The sequence below is a fragment of the Acidovorax sp. M14 genome, assembly GCF_049331375.1.
Lineage (GTDB): Bacteria > Pseudomonadota > Gammaproteobacteria > Burkholderiales > Burkholderiaceae_C > Acidovorax.
In genome coordinates, this window is sequence record NZ_CP186263.1 from 4,621,859 (window position 1) to 4,638,904 (window position 17,046).

Sequence of the window (17,046 nt, forward strand, 5' to 3'; positions counted from 1 at the left end):
GGGGGTGAGAGAAGAGTGCAGCCGCAGGGCCGCGCTGCAGGGATTTTAGGCGGTCAGGGGCTGGCGCTGGCGGCCCAGCCGTCCGGGCGCGTCAGCGGGACGGAGCGAGGGGTGCAGGCGACACCGGGTTCGCCGCAGGTTCGGCCACAAATCCGATGCGCTGCAGCCCGGCCAGGTGGGCCGCGCCCATGACTTCGACCACGCGGCCATAGGGCACGGCAGCGTCGGCGCGCAGTTGCACCTCTGTGTCGGGCCGCTCAGCACCAATGCGGCGCAGGCGCTCGGCCAGCGCAGCCTGCGACAGGGGCTGATCATCCAGAAAGGCCTGGCCCGAGGCGTCGACCACCAGCGTGACGAATTGCGGGGCCGTGCCGGGCGTGGCGCCTTCGGTGCGCGGCAGGTCCAGCCGGATGGAGCTGGCCAGCAGCGGCGCCGTGAGGATGAAGATCACCACCAGCACCAGCATCACGTCCACCAGCGGCGTCATGTTGATGTCGCTCATGGGCTGCGGCCCGGTGGTGCGTTCGAGTCTTCCGAAACTCATGCCCCCACGCTCCCCGCTGCGGGTGGTTCGCTGCCCCCCAGGGGGGCTGACCCGCCTTGGGGCGGCCCGGCGGCGGGTCGACTCGCATTGCTCAGGCCTGCTGTGGTGCCAGTCACACTGTGGACGGGCGCCGTGTCTATGAGCAGCTCCCGCAGATCGCGCGCAAACCCTTCCAGGTCCGCCTCAATGCGCCCGAGCAGGCGGCCAAACACGTTGTAGGCCAACACGGCAGGGATCGCCACGGCCAGCCCGGCCGCCGTCATGACCAGGGCCTCGCCCACGGGACCGGAGACGCGGTCAATGGTGATCTGCCCCGCGCCTGCCATGGCGGTGAGCGCATGGTAGATGCCCCACACGGTGCCCAGCAGCCCCACAAAGGGCGCCGTGGAGCCCACCGTGGCCAGCAGCACCTGGCCAAACTGCAGGCGCCCCAGCACATCGTGCAGGGCATCGCGCAGCACGCGGGTGAGCCGCTGGGACAGGCTGCCGGCCGTGGCCAGCGTGGGTGGGACGACACCATCGTGATTTGCTATTGAATTTGCAGCAGCCACCAAAGGAAGCACTAGCGCATCCCGGTCAAAAGACTGCAAACGTTGCTGCGCGAGGGCCAGCGAGGGCGCCTGCCAGAACGCGGCCGTGCAGCGGGCCACGTCGGCACTGGCGCGGCGCATGAGCCGCAGCTTCCACACAATGACCACCCAGCTTGCCACCGACATGGCCAGCAAGACCAGTGCCGCGCTTTGCGTCACGGCATCGCCCTGGCGCCACCAGTGGAGCGCGTCCATGGGAGTCGGCGGATCAGTGCAAGCCCAGCACGTCGAACATGTCGAACATGCCAGTCTTGTGGGCCGCCAGGAAGCGCACAGCGCGCAAGGCGCCCTGCGCGTACGTGGCGCGGCTGGAGGACTTGTGCGTGACCTCGATGCGCTCGCCGATGCCCGCAAACAGCACGGTGTGGTCGCCCACGATGTCGCCACCACGGATGGCCGCAAAGCCGATGCTGGAGGGGTCGCGCTCGCCCGTCACGCCTTCGCGGGCGTACACGGCGCAGTCCTTGAGGTCGCGGCCCAGGGCCTCGGCAATCACCTCGCCCATCTTGAGCGCGGTGCCCGAGGGTGCATCGACCTTGTGGCGGTGGTGGGCTTCGATGATTTCGATGTCGTACCCCGTGGCCATGGCCTTGGCGGCCATTTGCAGCAGCTTGAGCGTGACGTTCACACCCACGCTCATGTTGGGGGAGAACATGATGGCGGTGCGCTGTGCGTAGGCGTCGAGTTCGGCCTTTTGCGCATCGGTGAAGCCGGTGGTGCCGATGACGGACTTCACGCCCAGCTGGCTGCACACGGCCAGGTGGGCCAGCGTGCCTTCGGGGCGGGTGAAGTCGATGAGCACCTCGGCGTTCTTGAGGCCTGCCGCCACATCGGCCGTGATGGCCACGCCGCTGGCATAGCCCAGAAAGGCGGTGGCGTCAGAGCCGACGGCGGGGCTGGCGGCCACGTCCAGCGCACCAGCCAGCACGCAGTCGTCGCTGGCGCGGATGGCTTCGATCAACATGCGGCCCATGCGGCCTGAAGCCCCTGCAACTGCTACACGAAGGGGAGATGCCGCGGGAGCCGCAGGCGAGGAAGTCGCGGTCATGAAGAAGTCCTGTTCAATGAAAGGGCAGCCAGCGCACCGGGCTCACTGCCAGAGCCGCAAGGGTCAGCGCGCAGGCGCTTCGAGCGGCGGGTAACTGGTGGTGGCGGGCGATGCCGGGGTCGTGGTGGCGGCGGGCGCGGGGCGCTCCTTGACCGGGTATTTGGCCAGTTGCTCCGGCGTGGCTTCCAGCACCGGCACCTTGCCCTTGGCGTTGTCGCGCGCCCCCAGAGTGGCGACGAATTCGGTCTCGGTCGGCATTTCATCGCCTTCGGAGCGCTCCAGGGCATCACCCTTGAAGAACACGGTCAGCTTGCGGGTCTGAATCTCTTCGCCAGGGCGTTTGAGCGTGAACACGTACTCCCAGCGGTCCGCATGGAACAGGCTGGTGACCAGCGGCGTCCCGAGAATCTCGCGCACCTGCTGGCGGCTCATGCCGGGCTGCAGGGCTTCGACCTGTTCGCGGGACACGAAATTGCCCTGCACCACGTCCACCCGGTAGGGTTTGACGATGTTGGCGATGCGGCTGCTGGCGCCATCCAGACTGCCGCAACCGGTCAGGGCGGCCATGCTGGCACCGATCAACACAACCAGGCCCAGACGGGCGCTGTAACGGGCTTGGACGGGCATGGGTAAAAGGCCAAAGGATATGATCGTCCCATTGTAGCGGCAGCCCCTCCAGACTCTGGGCCGGTTGCCCGCCCCCGAAAGAGCCAGCCATGACCAATATCGACGAACTCAAAAGCACGGGACTCAAGGCCACACTGCCCCGCCTGAAGATTCTGGAGATTTTCCAGAAGGGCGCGCAGCGCCACATGACGGCCGAAGACGTGTTCCGCGTGCTGCTCGAAGAGCGGTCGGACATCGGTCTGGCCACCGTGTACCGGGTGCTCACGCAGTTCGAGCAGGCCGGCATCCTGATCCGCAGCAACTTCGAGAGCGGCAAGGCGGTGTACGAGCTCAACGAGGGGCAGCACCATGACCACTTCATCTGCACATCGTGTGGCAAGGTGGAAGAGTTCTACGACCCCGAGATCGAGAAGCGGCAGCACGCCGTGGCCAAGGCCAAGGGCTGGCTGGTGCAGGACCACACCATGGCGCTGTATGGACAGTGCGCGGACTGCGCAAAAAAAGGGTAACTCTCTGAGGCCAGTTGCGCCCGTCCTTCAAGCGCGAATAGCTATCAAATACAGAGCGGACTAGCCGCCTGTATCGCGCTCCATGGCGCGGCGATGGCGTTCGACAAACTCTTGGTAGGTGTCGATGCCGCGCAGTTGCAGGATGGTGTTGCGCACGGCGGCCTCGACCAGCACGGCGATGTTGCGGCCGGCGACCACCTGGATCACCACTTTCAGCACTGGCACGCCCAGCACGTCCTGCGTGAGGGGCTCGTAGGGCAGACGCTCGTAGTCGCGCTCCAGCGTCTCCTTGCGCACCAGGTGCACGATCAGCTTGAGGCGCATCTTGCGGCGCACCGCAGTCTCGCCAAAGATGGCACGGATATCGAGCAGACCGATGCCGCGCACTTCCAGCAGGTTCTGCAGCAACTCGGGGCACTTGCCCTCAATGGTGGTCTGGTTGATGCGGAACAGGTCCACGGCATCGTCGGCCACCAGGCCGTTGCCACGCGAGATAAGCTCCAGGCCCAGCTCGCTCTTGCCCAGGCCCGACTCGCCGGTGATCATCACGCCCAGGCCCAGAATATCCATGAACACGCCGTGCATGGTGGTGCGGTCGGCAAAGTGCTTGGACAGGTAAGCGCGCAGCACGTCGATGACAAACGCCGACGACTCGTGCGTGGAGAACATCGGTATCTGCGCGCGCTCGCACATCGACACCAGCGCATCGGGTGCGGTCTGGTTGTCGGCCAGCACGAGCACCGGTGGTTCCAGCGTCACGATGCGGGCAATGCGGCGCTTGCAATCGTCGGGGGAGGCGTTGCTCAAGTACGCAATCTCGCGCTCGCCCAGGATCTGGACCCGGTAGGGGTGGATGTAGTTGAGGTAGCCGACGAGATCCGCGCCCGAGCGGGCCGACCGCACGGCCACTTCGTCAAAACGCCGCTCCGAGGCACCGAGCCCGGCCACCCACTCCCATTTCAGCAGGCCACGAAATTCTTCGAAAAGGACGTCGGCACTGACAACATTGGGCTTCACGGCGGTTCAGTCAGTGCAAAGGCGGTGTGGGGGAGGTGTGTGCCAGGGCTCAGGCAGCCTGCGTGGACTGCCAGCCTGCAATCATGCCGTGCAGTTCCGTGGCGTCAGTGCAGGCCTTGAGCTTCTCGCGCAAGGCCGAGTCACTGAGCAGCTCGGCGATTTCGGACAGGATTTCCAGGTGCTTCTGGGTGGCCGCCTCGGGCACCAGCAGAAAGATCAGCAGGCCCACCGGCAGCTCGTCCGGCGCATCGAATCCGATGGGGTTGAGCAGCTGGAACACAGCCGCCATCGGCGCCTTGAGGCCCTTGATGCGTCCGTGGGGAATGGCCACGCCATGGCCGAGCCCAGTGGAGCCCAGGCGTTCACGGGCAAACAGACTGTCGGTGATCAGCGCCCGGGAGAGGCCGTGCTGGCTCTCGAACAGCAGACCCGCTTCTTCAAAAGCACGCTTCTTGCTGGTGGCGTCCACGCTCACAAGCACTTGAGCGGAGGGCAGGATGGAGGCGAGTCGGTTCATGGTCAAGGGTAACAATTATGCACATATTGGCGAAAACCCTGAGCACGGCGCGTCAGGCAACAAAAAAACCGCCCGGGTAGGGGCGGCTGCTGTGCCAGGCTCAGGGCTGGCGCATCAAGCGTGCAGTTCGCGCTTGGCGGCTTCGTGGTGATGGTCTTGCAAACGGTCCTTGTGGCGCACGACCTGACGGTCCATCTTGTCGACCAGTTCGTCCACGGCCGCGTACAGGTCGGCGTGGGAGCTTTCGGCAAACAGGTCGCTGCCCTTGACGTGAATGTTGCATTCCGCTCGCTGTCTCTTTTCCTTTTCCTTTTGCTTCTCTACCGTCAGCAGTACCTTGACATCGACAACTTGGTCAAAATGGCGGGTGATCCGGTCCAGCTTAGTGGTGACGTAGTTGCGCAAGGCGGGAGTAACTTCGAGGTGGTGACCGCTGATCGTCAAGTTCATAAATAAGTCTCCTGTGGCTCTCGGTGGAAAAACGCCGTCCTGGATCAGAGGAGCGGCTCGGCGAACTTGGATGCATCTGTTGTTGACGTCGTGGGTTCACTATGCCCCCGCCCTCCCCGAAATGCAATCCCATACCGCCGCAGGCCGCTGGGTTATGCCCGGCAAGGTGCCAAGCGCCCGAAAAGCGCGCACAATGGGCGGATTGAAGGGGCAGGCCGACGTCAGCACGAGCCTCTTCACCGAGCCGACGGCGTCGCGCCATGCAGCGTGAGACGCCCCACCACCAGCATCGACAGCAGGCTGGCACTGATGCCCACCAGCGCCGCCACCCAGTAGTTCTGCACCAGCCCCTGCGCATCGCGGCTGATGAGGACCCCGCCCACAAAAGACGCCACCCCCATCGCCGCCGATTGCACCGAGGCGTTCAGCGTCATGAAGGTTCCCCGCAAGGGCGCATGTGCCGCTGAGGCGATGATGGCCATGCCAGGAATCATGCGGCCACTGACAAAGGTGAACATCAGGGTGGACACCACCAACACCCCCCACAGCGGCAAGCCCTGTACCAGCGTGATGCCGAGAATGCACGGCAGCCCCGCGATGGCCAGCCACCGGAAGGTGGGCACCTTGCCATGCCGGTCGGTCATGCGTCCGAACAGGCGCGCAGTGAACAACGTCACCACCCCGCCGCACAGGTACACCAGCGGCACCTGATCGGCACGCACACCGGCATTGGTCTGCATGTAGATGGTGATGTAAGGGATGACGGTAAAACCCGTAAACATCAGCAACGCCGAGAACAGGAACGCCCACCGGTGGTTGCCATCCGCCAGCACCTGCAGGATACCGCCCAGCACCGACCGACCGCTGGCGGCCTGAACATGCCCCGCCATGGTCGGCAACGTGCGGGCCGCCTGCACAGCCAGCATACCCACCATGGCGGCAATGCCGATGAACGGCAGGTGCCAGCCCCCGTACTGCGCCAGAATCAGCCCCAGGGGCACGCCCGCCACCGTGGAGACGGAAAACGACGTCATCACAATACCCATGGCACGCCCGCGCCGCTCAAAGGGCACCACGTCTGCCACGATGGTCTGCGACAGAGCCGACAGCACGCCGCCAAAAGTGCCCGCAAGAATGCGTGCCACCATCAGCGTGCCATAGGTAGGCGCAAGGCCACAGGCCAGCGTCGCCAGACCAAACAGGCCATAGAGCACCAGCAGCAGCCGCTTGCGCCCAAAGCGGTCGATGTAGGTCGAAGCCAGCAGGCCGGACGCCCCCGCCGACAGCGTGTAGGCCGACACCAGCAAGCCAAACTGCGCATCCGTTATCGCAAATAGCTGCGTGAGCTGCGGGCCCAACGGCATCATGATCATGAAGTCCAGAATGTGGGTGAACTGGATGCCGGCCAGCGTCAGCAGCAACCACAGTTCACGTCGGGGAGAAAGCTCAGGGGTATAAGAAGACACAGCAAGCGGCCATCAAGGCCTGGTCAGGTTCAGGGCCGCCCAGTGTGCCGCAAGCCTGCGTGGGGCGCGTGACCAACTCCTCACTGTGGGCCCGCGAAAACCGCCGCGCCCCAGACCGGCGCGTAAAATCTATCGGCTGCGCCTAGGCCCTGCCTGCCGCATGCACCTCCCCCCACGTTCTTCGGATTGCCCGCAGCGGACACCCACCGCCCACACCGACACCATGACCCAGCCCAGCTCCACCGCCCTGCACACTTCGGCCCTGACTTCGCTGCCCCTGCTGGCACGCGGCAAGGTGCGTGACAACTACGCCGTGGGCGACGACCGCATCCTGATGGTGGCCAGCGACCGCCTGTCGGCCTTCGACGTGATCATGGGCGAACCCATTCCTGGCAAGGGCGAACTGCTCACCCAGATGGCCCTGTTCTGGTTCGACAAGCTCGGCCACATCTGCCCCAACCACCTCACTGGCGACGCCCCCGAGAGCGTGGTGAGCCCCGAAGAAGCCCCTCAGATCCGTGGCCGCTCGATGCTGGTGAAGCGCTTGCAGCCCATCCCGGTCGAAGCCGTGGTGCGCGGCTACCTGGCCGGCAGCGGCTGGAAGGAATACCAGGAGTCTCGCTCGGTCTGCGGCGTGCCCCTCCCCGAAGGCCTGACCAACGCCGCCAAGCTGCCCGAGCCCATCTACACGCCCGCCGCCAAGGCGGCCATGGGCGAGCACGACGAGAACATCACGTTCGAGCGCACGGTGGAGATGATTGGCCTGGACTTGGCCACGCGCATCCGCGACCTGAGCATTGCCATCTACAAGGCGGCTGCCGAGATCGCCCTGGCCAAGGGCATGATCATTGCCGACACCAAATTTGAATTCGGCCTGGCCCCTGACGGCATGCTGGTGCTGATGGACGAAGTGCTTACGCCCGACAGCTCCCGCTACTGGCCGGTGGAAGGCTATGCCGAAGCCCTGGCCAAGGGCGAGAACCCCCCTAGCTACGACAAGCAGTTTGTGCGGGATTGGCTGGAGCAGGCCCAGGTCAACGGCAAGCCCTGGGACAAGACAGCGCCCTCGCCCCGCCTGCCCCAGGCAGTGATCGAGAAGACAGCCGCCAAGTACCGCGAAGCGCTGGAGCGGCTGACATCCGCATAAAGCCCTGCGGACTGGAGAGCCCTCCCGCCAAAAGCCCGCCGGATGCCTAGCTCAGCGGCGTCTCAATGGCTTCGAAACGCAGCAAGGGCTCGCCTTCGGCCCCCTGCAGCAAGAGCTGCGTGCCGACCTGGCGAAAGCCCCGTACCGCCAGCAGCGACTCAAAATACTGGGCCTCCAATCCGCTGCTTTGCAGGCACAAGCTGATATTGGAAACGAGCTGCGCCGTGCGCAGGCGTCCGCTCTGCGGTTGCCAGTCGTAGTCAGCGAGAAAGCGGTTGCAGCCGCCCGAGCCTGTCACCCGAGCCTCTTCCGCCTGGAAGACGAGATGGGGCACCGCCGCACCATCGGCAGTGCGGGACAGAGCCTCCCCCGCCATTTCGACGAGCCGCCAATGGGTCAGCAGCAGCGGCACGGACGCTTCTACGGTGGCGGCCAGCGGCAGCAACCGCTGCATTTGAACGTCAACATGGCGGTAGGCTGCGTCCTGCGGCACGGGATAGCGTTTGTCGCTGGCCAGCAGCAACCGCCCCTCCAAGGTGACTTTGGTTCGCACCTCATAGCGCCCCTTGGGCGCAAACCGCGCAGAGGGGTAAGGGATCCACAGCGCGTAAGGGGGCTGACCCGCCGGTTGGCGACGCTGGCGCCCCAAAACGATGGGTGGCTGATCTGGCTGGGTCACATCCAGCAAAGTGGCCTCAAAAACAGCCTCCGGCGGCAGCATCACGCGCTCTCTCGACAACGCCACACCCGTGACCACGGCATCTGGTTCAGGGGGGCGCGTCACGCAGCCAGCCACACTCAGTATCCCAACCATGACGCCGCAGTAGAGCCCGCAGCGCATGTGGCCGAAACGGGGCCCATTGCGCCGGGGCGGTAGTCGAATGGAGGGCGCCTGCGTCTCGCAGTTCACCACTTCAACCCTTGGCAGCCCTCAGCTCAGCACCACACTCGACAACCGTCGGCGGTACGTGGCCACCACCGGGTCTTCGGGCGGGATCTGGCCCTCGGCGACCTTGGGCTTGGGGGCCTCGATCAGTTCGAGGATGGCAACATAAGTCTTGCGGGCGATCTCTTCGCTCCAAGCCTTGTCGCGCATGAGGATTTCGAGCAACTCGTCCATGGCGTCGGTCCAGCGCTGCTGGGTGATGAGCCAGCGGGCGCGGGCATAGCGGGTGTCGAAATCCCGTTTGTTGGCCGCGATTTTTGCTTCGAATCCAGCCTCAGCGGAGGCGTCGTATGCGCCAGACGCTACAAAATCCAGAGCATCCATCCAGACCTTGAGGGCGCCCAGCTTGCGCGACATCGAGGCCTTGGCGATCACGGGCGCAAACGCCACCTTGGCATCGTCCTCGCGCCCCAGCTGCAGCAGCAGCTTGACGTAGTCAAAGCGCGCGTCATCGTTGGCGGGGTCGGTCACAACGGCATGCTGCAGCTTCTCCAGCGCAGTGTCGGTGTCACCTTCTGCCAGGGCTTCCTGCGCCTCTTCTTCCTCGGCCTCGGCCACCATTTCTTCGGCGGTGGGCACGTGCTTGTCGAGGAAGGCACGCACCTGGCCTTCGGGCAAGGCGCCCATGAAGCCGTCCACAGGCTGGCCGTTCATCAGCAGCACGCAGGTGGGGATGCTGCGGATGCCGAACATGCCCGCCAGCTGCTGCTCCTGGTCGGAGTCGATCTTGGCGAGCTTGAAGCGGCCCGCGTATTCCGTCTCCAGCTTCTCCAGCACCGGCCCCAGGGACTTGCAGGGGCCGCACCAGGGCGCCCAGAAGTCCACCAGCACGGGCACATTCATCGAGGCGGCAACCACCTCGGCTTCAAAGTTCTCTACGGTGACGTCAATCATGATGTGTGGGGCTTAGAGTGGAGCGGTTTGCGCGCTATTTTGGCCCATCGAAACAGCCCCACACCCGCCAGGGGGGCGCAAAAAGTAAAATCGCGGGTTCCACCTACAGCGGCTGGGCAGACAAAGCCTGCCCGCCAGCACCTTCCACACCATGAAACCCATCCAGATCGGCGTGGTCATGGGTTCCAGCAGCGACTGGGACACCATGCAGCATGCAGTGCAAATCCTTGAACAGTTCGGCATCGCGCACGAGGCCCGCGTGGTGTCGGCACACCGCATGCCCGATGACATGTTTGCCTACGCCGAGGCCGCCGCCAGCCGGGGGCTGAAAGCCATCATCGCGGGGGCCGGCGGCGCCGCCCACCTGCCCGGCATGATTGCCGCCAAGACCCCTGTGCCCGTGCTGGGCGTGCCCGTGGCCAGCCGCCACCTGCAGGGTGTGGACTCGCTGCACAGCATTGTGCAAATGCCCAAGGGCATCCCGGTGGCGACGTTTGCCATCGGCACCGCTGGTGCGGCCAACGCGGCCCTGTTTGCCGTGGCCCTGCTGGCCAACGAAAGCCCCGAGCTGCGCCAGCGCCTGGAAGCCTTCCGCGCCGAGCAGACGGAAGTGGCCCGCAACATGACCCTGCCGCCCGCCGCATGACCGCCAGTGACCTGAAGCCTTTGCTCCCCGGTGCGACCTTGGGCGTGCTGGGCGGCGGCCAGCTGGGCCGCATGTTCGTGCACCAGGCCCAGGCCATGGGCTACTTCACCGCCGTGCTCGATGCCGACCCGACCAGCCCCGCCGGGCTGGTGAGCCACCACCACATCCAGACGGGCTACGAAGACCCGCAGGGCCTGGCCGAGCTGGCCCGTCTGTCCGATGCGGTGACCACCGAGTTCGAGAACGTCCCAGCCGCTGCATTGGCCACCCTGGCCACGCAACGCCCCGTGTCGCCCGCCGCCGGCGCCGTGTCGGTGGCGCAAGACCGTGCGCGCGAGAAGGCGCACTTTGTGGCCTGCGGCGTGCCTTGCGCGCCGTATGCGGTGATCGAAACGGCAGAGCAACTGGCGGCTGTGTCGCCCGACCTGCTGCCGGGCATTCTGAAAACGGCCCGCATGGGCTACGACGGCAAGGGCCAGGTGCGCGTGAAGGCGCCCGCCGAAATGGCCGCCGCGTGGGAGTCTGTCGGCAAAGTGCCTTGCGTGCTGGAGAAGATGCTGCCGCTGCAGCTGGAATGCTCCGTGATCGTGGCGCGCGGTGCCGATGGGGCGATGGTGCACCTGCCCGTGCAGCGCAACCTGCACCGCGACGGGATCCTGGCCGTGACCGAGGTTTATGAAGGAAATCTGCCGCAAGCGCTAGTGGATCAAGCGGTGAATGCTGCGAAATCTGTAGCAGAAGGCCTACAGTACGTGGGCGTGCTGTGCGTGGAGTTCTTCGTGCTGCAAGACGGCAGCCTCGTGGTCAACGAGATCGCCCCGCGCCCGCACAACAGCGGCCACTACAGCCAGAACGCCTGCGACGTGTCGCAGTTCGAGTTGCAGGTGCGCACCATGGCCCGCCTGCCGCTGACGCAGCCGCGCCAGCACAGCGCCGCCGTCATGCTGAACCTGCTGGGCGACTTGTGGTTTGCCCACGGCGAGGCGGCGCAGACCCCGCCCTGGGCCCAGGTATTGGCCCTGCCCGGCACCCACCTGCACCTGTACGGCAAGCGCGACGCCAAGCGCGGCCGCAAGATGGGACACCTGAACATCACCGCCGCCTCCCCTGAGGCGGCGCGCGCCACGGCCCTGCAGGCCGCAGCGCTGCTGGGCATCGAGCCCTTCTGAGCCAGGCTGTTTCCATGATCCTTGACGGCAACGCCCCCCAGGCCATCGCCGCTGCGGCACGCGCGGTGCGCAGCGGCGCCTTGCTGGGCCTACCCACCGAAACGGTGTATGGCCTCGCGGCCGATGCCAGCAGTGATGCCGCCGTGGCGCAGATCTTTGCTGCCAAGGGGCGGCCCAGCGACCACCCGCTGATCGTGCATGTGGCCAATGCCGAGGGCATTGCGCACTTCGCCAGCCGAGTGCCCGACTTTGCACAAAAGCTGGTCGATGCCTTCTGGCCCGGCCCGCTCACGCTCATCCTGCCGCGCCTGCCCGGCGTGGCCACCGCCGCCACCGGCGGGCAGGACAGCGTGGGGCTGCGCTGCCCCGCACACCCCGTAGCCCACGCCCTGCTGCTGGCCTGCGCGGCCCCCAGCGATGGCGACGAAGCCGGTGGTCCGCCCGTCTGGGGCGTGGCGGCCCCCAGCGCCAACCGTTTTGGCCGCGTGAGCCCCACCACCGCCCAGCATGTGCAGGACGAGCTGGGCAACGACCTGCTGGTGCTGGACGGCGGGCCCTGCGGCGTGGGCATTGAAAGCACCATCGTGGACTGCACGCGTGGTGTGCCAGTGCTGCTGCGGCCGGGCGCGATCACCCGGGCGCAGATTGCAGCAGCCTGCGGCATCGCCCCCCTGTCCAAGGAAGACCTTCCCACAGCCACGCCCCGCGCCTCGGGCACGCTGGAAGCCCACTACGCGCCCAGCGCCAAAGTGAGGCTGATGGACGCCAAGGCGCTGCAGACCAGCCTGGATGTGCTGGGCGCAGATGCCGCTCACATCGCGGTCTACGCCCGCACCGCCTTGCGCACCCAGTCGTCCAAACTGGTCATGCGGCGCATGCCCGATGACGCAGCCGCTACGGCGCAGCAGCTCTTCGCCGTGCTGCGCAGTTTTGACGACGAAGGCGTGAAGCTGATCTGGATCGAGACCCCGCCCGCCAGCCCCGATTGGGAAGGCGTGCGCGACCGCCTGCAGCGCGCATCCGCCGCCTGAGCCTGCGCGATGGCGCCGCTTTACATCCGTTGACTTTGCGTCGTTAAACTACCCCCCACTTTTCTGGAGAAATACATGGCAGCAAATTGGATGCGCCGCACCCTCATGGTCGCCGCATGTGCGTCGGCCGCGTTGCTCGCGGCCTGCGGTTCCAGCACCACCGAATCGGCCATCACGCCCCAGCGCTTCATTGCGTTCGGCGACGCCATGAACGATGTGGGGCAAAACGGCTCGCGCTACACCGTCAATGACGGCAGCGTCAACAACTGGACCCTGCAGGTGGTGGCCAACTACGGCAAGTCGCTCACCCCGGTCTCTGCAGGCGGCCTGAGCTACGCCACCGGCAATGCCCGCGTCAGCGCCAAGCCCGATGCGGCCGGCAACGCCAGCACCCGCACAGTCACCGAACAGATCGACGCCTTCCTGGCCAGCGGTAGCTTTGCAGCCACTGATGTGGTGATGGTGAGCGGCGGTGTCAGCGACGTGATCGCTGGCATGGCCGCTGTGAACGCAGGCACCCTGACCCAGGACGCCATGGTGGCCGCCGCCCGCAAGGCCGGTGAGGACCTCGCGGCCCAGGTGCGCCGCCTGGTGACGGCGGGCGCCAAGTACGTGGTGGTGACCGGCACCTACGACCTGAGCAAGACCCCCTGGGCCAAGACCATCGGCCGCGAAGCCCTGCTGAGCAACGCCAGCAGCCGTTTCAACGAAGGCCTGCTGGTTGGCATCGTGGACCTGGGCGCCAACGTGCTGTACGTGGACTCGGCCTACTACGTGAACCTGTATACCAGCGTGCCGGGCAACTATGGCTTCAACAACTCCACGGCTGCAGTGTGCACGTCGGTGGACGCGAACAACGGTATCGGCATCGGCGCGGGCCAGGTCAATTCGGCCCTGTGCACGTCGTCCACGCTGCTGTCGGGTGCCAATGCCACCTCGTTCGTGTTTGCCGACAGCGTGTACCTCACGCCATCGGCCCAGCGCCAGTTTGGCACCTACGCCTACGACCGCCTGCGCGCACGCTGGTAAGCCGGCGCGCTCCGCCCAGCAAAAAGCCGCCCACTGGGCGGCTTTTTTTGTGGGCCATCGATCTACCCCGAATGAAGGTCAGAACCGATAGACCACGCCCAGCGCCACCACGTTGGGGTTGAGCTTGACGTCGATGGTCTGGCCCGTGGACAGGGTGTTGCGGGTCTTCACAAAGGTCTTGTAATACGCCACGTCCAGCGACCATTGGTCGTTGAGCGCAATGCTCACACCCACCTGCGGCGTGAGGCCAAACCGGGATTCAGCGCTCAGCGTGGTAGGACGCGAGGGGTTGCCGCCGGTGAGCCCCGTCAGCGCTGCGGTGCCGCGCTCCTTGAAGAACTTGGCGTAGGTCACGCCCAGGCCCACGTAGGGGCGCACCCGCGCATTGGCCTCCAGAAAGCGGTACTGCGCGAACACGGTCATGGGCAGCACCTTGACCTCGCCGATCTTGCCCACGCCGCCGATGGCTCCGGCGCCCATGATGTTGTGCTTGAACGGCAGTGCCAGGGGCACGTCCACCGCCCAGTGGTCGGTGAGCATGTAGGTGATACCGCCAGCCAGCTGCGTGTCGGCATGCACGTCCACCTTGGTGCCCGTGAAGCTGGGCGCGGACAGGTCGCCACTGGTGACTTGGGGCGCGATTTGCGTGGCGCCCGCGCGCACCAGCCAGCTGCCAGCGGTCTGGGCCTGCGCGCCGCCGGACAAGGTGAGCGCCAGTGCAGCCACAGCGCCAGCCAGGGAAGGGGTGATGGTTTTGTTTTGCATGGTGTTTGAACCCTTCAACAGCCGATTACAGCCAACCCGCACGGGCCAGCGAACGCGAGACCAACTGGCTGACCAGCTGGTGGCCATACGGCGTGGGGTGGAAACTGTCGGAGAACGCATAGGTCTTCCACCAGTCCGCGCCGCCCGTGGCGCCTGCGGGCGGCGTCTGTGCCGACAAAGCTGCCGCTGTGCACGTGGGGAAGGTATAGGTGGGCAGGCCGTCAGCACCTTGGCCGGTGATGGGGCACGCGGTGTTCTTGGCATTGGTCAGCCCGAACTGCGCGGGGTTGGCCACCTGGTCGTTGAACGAGGTGTAGAAGTCCACCACCACCACCTTGCTGTTGCCCGCAAAACGTTTGGCCAGTTGGGCGTTGAAGGCTTCAAGCCAGGCCTTGAGCAGCCCCTGCACTTGCGCGCTGGCGGCGGCGCCGGCCGACGCCGTGATGCCACCGAGCACCTGTTGCAGACGCGGCGTCTTGTCGATGGCGGGCATGTTGAGCACCGCCACACGCTGCGCGCCCTTGTTCAAGGCATTGGCTTCGATCGCGTCGTGGAACTTGTCGGCCAGCGCCACCATGTAGGCGCCACCCGCCTGGGCTTGGCCCGTGGCACCGCCCGCAAGGCCGGCGTTCACCGTGGCCGCAGGCAGCAGGGTGGAGAGCAGCGCGCCGAAAGCCTTGCCGCCATCCTTGGAGGCCGACAGGTAGGCACCGATGAGGTCCGCAGCATCGTTACCGCCGCCATCGATCAGCAACAGGTCCCCCGCGCTGAAGCCGTCAGCCCCTGCGTCGGTCAGCTGCTTGACGATGGAGACAGGCGATGCAGGCGCCGTGAAGTTGTTGATGCGACCGCCACCAATGGCGTAGTTGGTGCATCCCGCCGCGTTGTTGAACGCGCTGCCGGTGGACACATAACGTGGGCAGAGCGTGCTGCCGTAGTTGCTGGCCACCAGTTCGGGCCAGATGGGCGTGGACGCCGGGCCTGTGGGGGCGCTGCCTTGCACCGTGAACTTGAAGCCGAACGTGCCGCTGTCGGCGATGCTGTCGCCCATGACCTTGACGGTCTTGATGGGCGCCACCGGCGAGGTGTCGGCACCGCCGCCCCCGCACGCCACCAGCAGCGACGCTGCCGCCAGAGAAACCCACAAAGCCTTGCGCTGAAAAACCATCGGTATCACTCCTGTTATCGTAAAAATAGAACGACCGTGCTATTCCTCAAGAATCATATTCGCCAACGCAAAAAAGCCCCACCGGGTAAACACCGGTGGGGCTTAGGGGTGGGGTTCTAAAAGCCTGCGAACCCTTTGGGGGCTTCACACGGGCATCACAGCCGTCACTTGACGGTGTCGAACACCGCCTTGGCCTGCGCGTGGCAGAAAGGTGGCTCGTAGGTGCCGTGGTAGCTGCCGTAGTAGGTGGCAAATGCTGCCGAGGTGGGGTCGGTGGGCGCCTTGCCGCCGGGGCCGTAGGTGGCCTGGATGGCGGCGTCCACATCGACTGTGCTGACGTTCGTCACGCCCCGGCTGTCAAAGTCGGCTTTCATGACGGCCATGTGGACCGCTGGGGGCACCGTGGGGTCGCCCGCGCCGCCGCACAGCATCACACGCGCCTTGGGGGTCCAGCCCAGCAAGTCGTTCTTTTTGGCGGCCAGGTACAGCGGGTGGGTGGTGCTGGTCTGCGAGCCGGTGATGAACGCCGACTGGAACAGCGCGTCACGCGCCTGGTTGGGTGTGCCCGAGGGCAGCGTGCCCGTGGTCACCAGGGTGGTGTAGTTGAGCGTGGGGTTGGGCAGCAGGTTCTCGATGTAGCCGGAGTACGGCGCCTTGAACACGTCCTTCACGTCGGTATAGACGTTGCCATAGACCTTCTGCCAGGCGGTGACGAGGTAGGGCACGAAGAACTGCACGCCCGCGATCGCGTCGGGAATGCGCAGCGAACCCGACAGGTTGTAGGGGCCCGCCAGGTGGGCGCCCGCGACCACGTTGAATTCGTTGCCGTAGTCCCGCTCGGCCGCGCGCTGCGCCGCCATGGACGAGTGGCCGCCCTGCGAGTAACCGGTGAACATCACCTTGCCCGACAGCGTAGCCCCCACCGTGCCTGCCGCATTGCGTGCTGCGCGCACCGAGTCGATGACCGATGTGGCTTCTGAGTCCGCATGCAGGTAGGGGTGGTAGCTGTAGCCCGACTTGGCAAAGCCCAGGTAGTCGGTGGCCACCACGGCATAGCCCTGCGCGGCATACATGGCGGCCAGCAGGAAGGTTTCGCTGTCCTGCGGGTTGGCCAGGGTGCGGGGCTTTTGCACATCGGTGCCCTTGGCATAGGCCACCAGCGGAGCTGCGGTGGTGCAGCTGCCGGCTGGCACGAGCATCACGCCCGAGGCATTGGTGTTTTCGCCGCTCTTGGCACCCACGGTCGCATAGTTCAGCGACACCACCTTCACATCGCACTTGGCCTTGCCGCTGATCGCCTGCAGGCCGCTGCTGGCCGTGGCCGCGTCAATCTGCGCCACGGTGAGCGTGGTGAGCGTGGCAGGGGGGTCGATCAGTGCGCCGCGCGCCGGGTCGTCAGAGCCACCGCAGGCGACAAGCAGGACCGCCGCAGCGGCCACACAGGTAAGGCGGAAATAGGTCATGGATGGATACCTCGGTCAGT

The 17,046-nt window shown here is 65.9% G+C and carries 19 protein-coding genes; 6 read left to right on the plus strand and 13 right to left on the minus strand.

Features of this window, described 5'->3' with window-relative positions; all coding sequences use genetic code 11:
- Positions 1-91: 91 nt before the first annotated feature.
- The 4 genes from ACOYR4_RS21595 to ACOYR4_RS21610 all read right to left on the minus strand — a co-directional run bounded on the left by ACOYR4_RS21595 (position 92) and on the right by ACOYR4_RS21610 (position 2,809).
- A complete protein-coding gene (locus ACOYR4_RS21595) occupies positions 92-544 on the minus strand; it encodes a biopolymer transporter ExbD (protein WP_343735448.1) in 453 nt (150 codons plus the stop codon).
- A complete protein-coding gene (locus tag ACOYR4_RS21600; RefSeq protein ID WP_422848002.1) occupies positions 541-1,329 on the minus strand; it encodes a MotA/TolQ/ExbB proton channel family protein in 789 nt (262 codons plus the stop codon). The genes ACOYR4_RS21595 and ACOYR4_RS21600 overlap by 4 nt, the downstream gene beginning before the upstream one ends.
- Before the next feature lie 13 nt (positions 1,330-1,342).
- Positions 1,343-2,182 carry a 4-hydroxy-tetrahydrodipicolinate reductase gene (dapB, locus tag ACOYR4_RS21605; RefSeq protein WP_422848003.1) on the minus strand — a complete coding sequence of 280 codons (840 nt, stop codon included), beginning with the start codon at positions 2,180-2,182 and terminating at the stop codon, positions 1,343-1,345.
- A gap of 63 nt (positions 2,183-2,245) precedes the next feature.
- Positions 2,246-2,809, minus strand: coding sequence for an outer membrane protein assembly factor BamE (locus ACOYR4_RS21610; RefSeq protein ID WP_422848004.1), 564 nt, complete (start codon positions 2,807-2,809; stop codon positions 2,246-2,248).
- 89 nt (positions 2,810-2,898) lie between these two features.
- Between ACOYR4_RS21610 and fur the strand changes: the two genes are divergently transcribed.
- The gene (fur, locus tag ACOYR4_RS21615) at positions 2,899-3,318 is read left to right on the plus strand and encodes a ferric iron uptake transcriptional regulator (RefSeq protein WP_015016128.1); all 420 of its coding nucleotides are present in this window, start codon (positions 2,899-2,901) and stop codon (positions 3,316-3,318) included.
- Positions 3,319-3,378: 60 nt separating this feature from the next.
- Here the strand turns inward: fur and hprK are convergent, their stop codons facing one another.
- From hprK to ACOYR4_RS21635, 4 genes are all read right to left on the minus strand, one after another.
- Positions 3,379-4,335: an HPr(Ser) kinase/phosphatase gene (gene hprK, locus ACOYR4_RS21620; RefSeq protein ID WP_015016129.1), complete on the minus strand. Its 957-nt coding sequence runs from the start codon at positions 4,333-4,335 to the stop codon at positions 3,379-3,381.
- 49 nt (positions 4,336-4,384) lie between these two features.
- Complete coding sequence (locus ACOYR4_RS21625) at positions 4,385-4,852, minus strand: PTS sugar transporter subunit IIA (protein WP_015016130.1); 468 nt, start codon at positions 4,850-4,852, stop codon at positions 4,385-4,387.
- Between the two features lie 114 nt (positions 4,853-4,966).
- Positions 4,967-5,302: a ribosome hibernation-promoting factor, HPF/YfiA family gene (gene hpf, locus ACOYR4_RS21630; protein WP_015016131.1), complete on the minus strand. Its 336-nt coding sequence runs from the start codon at positions 5,300-5,302 to the stop codon at positions 4,967-4,969.
- Between the two features lie 236 nt (positions 5,303-5,538).
- Entirely contained in the window at positions 5,539-6,768 is a 1,230-nt protein-coding gene (locus ACOYR4_RS21635; RefSeq protein ID WP_422848005.1) for an MFS transporter, read from the minus strand.
- 223 nt (positions 6,769-6,991) lie between these two features.
- On the opposite strand from ACOYR4_RS21635, the gene ACOYR4_RS21640 reads away from it, so the two are divergent.
- The gene (locus tag ACOYR4_RS21640; protein WP_422848006.1) at positions 6,992-7,915 is read left to right on the plus strand and encodes a phosphoribosylaminoimidazolesuccinocarboxamide synthase; all 924 of its coding nucleotides are present in this window, start codon (positions 6,992-6,994) and stop codon (positions 7,913-7,915) included.
- A 46-nt stretch (positions 7,916-7,961) separates the two neighbouring features.
- On the opposite strand, the gene ACOYR4_RS21645 is transcribed toward ACOYR4_RS21640, so the two are convergent.
- Both ACOYR4_RS21645 and trxA read right to left on the minus strand, forming a co-directional pair.
- A complete protein-coding gene (locus ACOYR4_RS21645) occupies positions 7,962-8,699 on the minus strand; it encodes a YbaY family lipoprotein (RefSeq protein WP_422848007.1) in 738 nt (245 codons plus the stop codon).
- A gap of 147 nt (positions 8,700-8,846) precedes the next feature.
- Positions 8,847-9,755, minus strand: a complete 909-nt coding sequence (gene trxA / locus ACOYR4_RS21650; protein WP_422848008.1) for a thioredoxin — start codon at positions 9,753-9,755, stop codon at positions 8,847-8,849.
- 151 nt (positions 9,756-9,906) lie between these two features.
- Between trxA and purE the strand changes: the two genes are divergently transcribed.
- The 4 genes from purE to ACOYR4_RS21670 all read left to right on the plus strand — a co-directional run bounded on the left by purE (position 9,907) and on the right by ACOYR4_RS21670 (position 13,630).
- Positions 9,907-10,401, plus strand: a complete 495-nt coding sequence (gene purE / locus ACOYR4_RS21655) for a 5-(carboxyamino)imidazole ribonucleotide mutase (protein ID WP_015016135.1) — start codon at positions 9,907-9,909, stop codon at positions 10,399-10,401.
- The gene (locus ACOYR4_RS21660) at positions 10,398-11,570 is read left to right on the plus strand and encodes a 5-(carboxyamino)imidazole ribonucleotide synthase (protein ID WP_422848009.1); all 1,173 of its coding nucleotides are present in this window, start codon (positions 10,398-10,400) and stop codon (positions 11,568-11,570) included. The genes purE and ACOYR4_RS21660 overlap by 4 nt, the downstream gene beginning before the upstream one ends.
- A gap of 14 nt (positions 11,571-11,584) precedes the next feature.
- Complete coding sequence (locus ACOYR4_RS21665; protein ID WP_422848010.1) at positions 11,585-12,601, plus strand: L-threonylcarbamoyladenylate synthase; 1,017 nt, start codon at positions 11,585-11,587, stop codon at positions 12,599-12,601.
- Between the two features lie 75 nt (positions 12,602-12,676).
- Positions 12,677-13,630 carry an SGNH/GDSL hydrolase family protein gene (locus ACOYR4_RS21670; protein WP_060986234.1) on the plus strand — a complete coding sequence of 318 codons (954 nt, stop codon included), beginning with the start codon at positions 12,677-12,679 and terminating at the stop codon, positions 13,628-13,630.
- 78 nt (positions 13,631-13,708) lie between these two features.
- Here the strand turns inward: ACOYR4_RS21670 and ACOYR4_RS21675 are convergent, their stop codons facing one another.
- The 3 genes from ACOYR4_RS21675 to ACOYR4_RS21685 all read right to left on the minus strand — a co-directional run bounded on the left by ACOYR4_RS21675 (position 13,709) and on the right by ACOYR4_RS21685 (position 17,026).
- Positions 13,709-14,395 (minus strand): OmpW/AlkL family protein, encoded by a 687-nt coding sequence (locus ACOYR4_RS21675; protein WP_422848011.1) that lies wholly within the window; start codon positions 14,393-14,395, stop codon positions 13,709-13,711.
- Positions 14,396-14,420: 25 nt separating this feature from the next.
- Positions 14,421-15,563 carry an SGNH/GDSL hydrolase family protein gene (locus ACOYR4_RS21680; protein ID WP_422848012.1) on the minus strand — a complete coding sequence of 381 codons (1,143 nt, stop codon included), beginning with the start codon at positions 15,561-15,563 and terminating at the stop codon, positions 14,421-14,423.
- A 164-nt stretch (positions 15,564-15,727) separates the two neighbouring features.
- A complete protein-coding gene (locus ACOYR4_RS21685) occupies positions 15,728-17,026 on the minus strand; it encodes a lipase family protein (protein ID WP_015016141.1) in 1,299 nt (432 codons plus the stop codon).
- Between the last annotated feature and the right edge of the window lie 20 nt (positions 17,027-17,046).